This is a genomic window from Methyloglobulus sp., assembly GCF_040079455.1.
Taxonomy (GTDB): Bacteria; Pseudomonadota; Gammaproteobacteria; order Methylococcales; family Methylomonadaceae; genus Methyloglobulus.
The window spans coordinates 1-3,966 of record NZ_JBEBKJ010000150.1; the positions used below are offsets into that span (position 1 = coordinate 1).

4 protein-coding genes and 1 pseudogene are annotated in these 3,966 nt (G+C 46.6%); 3 read left to right on the forward strand and 2 right to left on the reverse strand.

Annotated elements, in window-relative coordinates; genetic code table 11:
• The 3 genes from ABL924_RS18075 to ABL924_RS18085 form a co-directional block, all read left to right on the forward strand.
• The coding region (locus tag ABL924_RS18075; protein WP_349028491.1) for an ATP-binding cassette domain-containing protein at positions 1 to 574 on the forward strand (574 nt) is incomplete at its 5' end.
• 34 nt (positions 575 to 608) lie between these two features.
• A complete protein-coding gene (locus ABL924_RS18080; RefSeq protein WP_349028492.1) occupies positions 609 to 1,787 on the forward strand; it encodes a hypothetical protein in 1,179 nt (392 codons plus the stop codon).
• A 61-nt stretch (positions 1,788 to 1,848) separates the two neighbouring features.
• Positions 1,849 to 2,523 carry a hypothetical protein gene (locus ABL924_RS18085; protein WP_349028493.1) on the forward strand — a complete coding sequence of 225 codons (675 nt, stop codon included), beginning with the start codon at positions 1,849 to 1,851 and terminating at the stop codon, positions 2,521 to 2,523.
• A 143-nt stretch (positions 2,524 to 2,666) separates the two neighbouring features.
• Here the strand turns inward: ABL924_RS18085 and ABL924_RS18090 are convergent.
• Positions 2,667 to 2,831: pseudogene (locus tag ABL924_RS18090) on the reverse strand (IS5/IS1182 family transposase); the annotation flags it as partial.
• A gap of 440 nt (positions 2,832 to 3,271) precedes the next feature.
• On the reverse strand, positions 3,272 to 3,487 hold the full coding sequence (locus ABL924_RS18095) for a hypothetical protein (protein WP_349028494.1): 216 nt from the start codon (positions 3,485 to 3,487) through the stop codon (positions 3,272 to 3,274).
• Positions 3,488 to 3,966 lie beyond the last annotated feature (479 nt).

Here is a 3,966-nt window from a genome sequence, read left to right on the forward strand (position 1 = left end):
CAAAATCGAACCCGGCGAGATGATCGCCCTTACAGGTCCATCGGGCGGCGGGAAAACGACGCTGATGAAGCTGATGATGGGATTATTTGAACCCAATCACGGTAAAATCTATATCGGCGATACACTGTTGTCATCGCTCGACAAGCGCAAATACCGCAGACAAATCGGCTCTGTGGCGCAGGATGATATGCTTTATGCGGGGTCACTCGCCGACAATATCGCTTTTTTTGATCCGGAGATGGACATGGAGCGGATAGAACGGGCCGCAACTATCGCGTGCATTTATGATGACATCAAAGCCATGCCCTTAGGCTTTGACTCCCTCGTCGGCGATATGGGTTCTACCCTGTCTGGGGGGCAGAAACAAAGGGTGCTTTTGGCCCGGGCTTTATACGGCGAACCCAAAATACTGTTCATCGATGAAGGTACGGCTCATCTTGATCCCGAGATTGAAGATAAGTTACTGAATAACCTTGCGACCCTTAACATAACACGTATAACGATAGCGCACCGGTCAAAAGCCATTGTGATGGCAGCTCGGATAGTTCGAATAGTTCAAGGTTGCGTGAACTAGGAACGGAAACGGAGAACTTCAATGGGAGGCACACATGCTTTACAAGTCCGCAACTCGTGAAAAGGCCACAGGGTGGCGTGAACTGACCGCAGCTGAGTGTAAACAAGTTTCAGGCGGTTGGTGGGGCCTGATAGGTAGTTCAGATGACTTTGCTTACGCCTACACCGGGCATTCTGAACAGTTGGAAGATGGCACATGGGCTGTTTGGTACTCCGAGGATTGGGAAATATATGGACCAGGCTCTGGTTCGCCGGGGGCCTACCGCACATGGCAGGATGACATTTTGAGCTGGCTTTCAAATGGTAGCTTGTTGGCGTCTGATATAATTGACTGGAATTCGACCTCGTGGAGTTCGTCACCTACCAATTTTGTAATGGGCTTGAATACCGAATCTAGGTTTGCCGCATCCGGCTCGCCTATGGTCATTGTCGGTGGCACAGCGGTCCCTGTCGGCGGCGTATCTATTCCGGGGTCCTCGGGATTAAATGCCGCTGGCGAGATAGTAGTTAATGCAACATTAATGGGCTGGGATCAGTCAACATCGTATCGCCTTTCGTTTACAGATCCAAACACCGGTCAAATGAGTTCTTGGGTTCATAATTCAAGCTTCGTTGAAAACGCTAGAATTGTGGCCGATGGTAACGTTATGGTTATCGACGAAAGCGCACTGGCAACGCCTATGACTCAAGCTGAGAGGGACGCTCTGGCTCTCTTCGATGCGCTTCGTAAGGAAATAATTGCCGACTTAATGAATTATTATTTACAAGATCCGAATAGCTTTTTTCTGTTAAATGATGGACGAAAAATTACTGTTTCGGATTATATAACGTTGCTACAGAGAGCAGATGTTAAGCTTTTTGAAGATAGCTATTCTTGGGGTAATGCAGGCGTTGGTGGTACAATTTACAATAATGGTGATCCAGTTTTTGAAATTAGAAGATCTGACTTTCTATCTTATGCTAACAATGCTGATTCTCGAACATTCTGGCTGCTGCATGAAGCGACACATATCACCGTTGACGGAAGGCGCGCTCATATGGCAATGGGCAACGGTGATCCACTAGAGTGGCGAACTAATGACATTACATACAGCATAGCAAGCCTGATAGGCCGAACTATTACGGACATAGCACAGTTCCGCCCTTTGACAGGAGCAGGTTACACGCCAACTACTGTTTCCTTAGTTAGGCAACCGCCGCCAGTCGTGCAGTAGCTAGTTTTTGCGAAGCACGCATAGGTAGAGTGCTGCTTTCAAGTTGAATGGAGTGCAAAATATGCTTTTTGGATCATTGAACTTAATTGGATTGCTTGCCCTAATACAGCCAACTTCACTACCATCGAGTGTGGCCAAAGACCAAAAATGTATTGTTGAGATTTCTGAACCATTTTTGAATGAAAAAGATGCCTCTATTGATAGCATCATTGGGCAGGCGAAGCTTTCTGATGTAAGTTATTCTTTCAATATTGGTGAAATTGGCATGGATACCCAGATAGATTTGTTGCCGCTAACATCCGCAGGATATATTGACGACGACTATTTTGAAATCAAGAAATTACCTTCATCAGGTAAGTTTGAACTCTGTCGTGGTGAATCTTTGACTGAGCCTCGTTCAGCTGGATTTCCTCTATACAGGAGTATCCCAAAAGAGCGTCCAACATTAAGGGGTTACAAGTTGAAGGCAATTTCTCCTGCATATTCAGAAACCCAAATAAGGTTTGGTGTATGGGAGAACGAATTTGATAATGGAAAGCCGAACCTGATTGTAGGATTTTACCCACAGCACCCCGTTGAAGTTGTCTATCTCGGGACTTCGAATATCGACTGGGATTCAGCTGTTGTTCATTTCGGTGTGCACGGAGAAAGCACCCTAGTGTTAGCTGATTTAAATGCGCCATCTGGATTGAGTATTTTCACTTACGGGGTGGAATTAGGATTTAATAAGCCGTGACGCGTTTTCCACGTCTGCGCTTGCAGATGGCCTGTGGCGACACCACAGTTTGTCACTAGCTCATCGCCATCAATCCCCATCCTAGAATTATTATAAGGATAGCAGCGATAATGGCGATCCTTGGAAGTTCTGGAGACGCTACACTAGGCCGTCGACTCATAATGATGAAGTCTGATGCGTATGCAAGTGAGCTTCACCATGGCGAAGAGGGCTGCTCTGAGCTGGTCATAGCGGGTGGCGATGCGCCTGAAGCATTTGAGTTTATTGAAAAAATGTCCGACAAGATTGCGCTTTTGCAAAGCCATAGCGAGAAGAAGATCGGACTTTTAGGCATCGTTTTTGGCGGGATATTGGCTCAGTTGCCGCGATTTGAGACATAATCTCACATCCAACTATTTTCATAAGCTTTGTTACCTAGCACCAGCTGACCTTGCGGATGTCGGAATTACGGCGTCGCGTGCAATATTCCCCAATTAGGTAATGATGCGGCAACGATACCGGGAACATGGATCGTCATCAAGGGAGCTTTTGCATTTCTGATTGCTGAAGAATTACTATGGAGTAAACTTTCCCAGCAACTGACTCATGCGGCTCAAACGGCGTTATTGATTGGACCCAACGCTGGTGTGCTGTGTCCCGGTGTGTTTATCAATCTTACTGCGCCGGACTCAGGATAGTCTCTGCACAGAGTGGATAACTCCGCGCCTGATTCTTTAACTGGCGGACATTGCCGACAAATGATAACTAGTCACCGCAGTGTACAATCGGCGGAATTCCTGTGGAAACCACCATCGTTGTCAGCATTAACTGTAATGCCTGATACAACGGCGTCAAATAGTGCCTGACCGTTCTCGCTTAGCCGCTGTTTGAATGTTTTGTCACGGTCGGTGACAGAGTGCATACATGTTCGGGTAGCTTGCCGATCAAGCGCACTAGACGGGAAACCCCCGATGTCGATGAGCATCTGAAAGCTCTTAGACCATTTGATTTCAACGTGTTTTCCCGAAACAAGAATGTTCGATGTTGCTGATTTCACGATTTGGCGGATTCCGTGTGTTTTTTGCGATTACGCCATATTTCCCAAGGCTTTCGCATGTTTGATAAATTCCTCAACCTATATTTTCGAGGACGCAAAAGGCACCGTTGGCGCGTGACTGATGCAGAGAAGAAAAACATTATTCACGAGTGAAGGTACAGCCTCTCTTGATTCCGAAATTGAGGATAAGCTGCTGAATAACCTTGCGACCCTTAACATAACCCGTATAACAATAGCGCACCGATCAAAAGCCATCGAGATGGCTAATAGAACGATAGGGGTGTTGTCGGGATTTGTGCAAGAAACGCGCCCTGTTGGCGCACTCGAAGGAGAGAATGCATATGTTACGTGAACTTACACATGAAGAAATGGGATTTGTATCTGGGGGCGATATTATTGTTAACGGT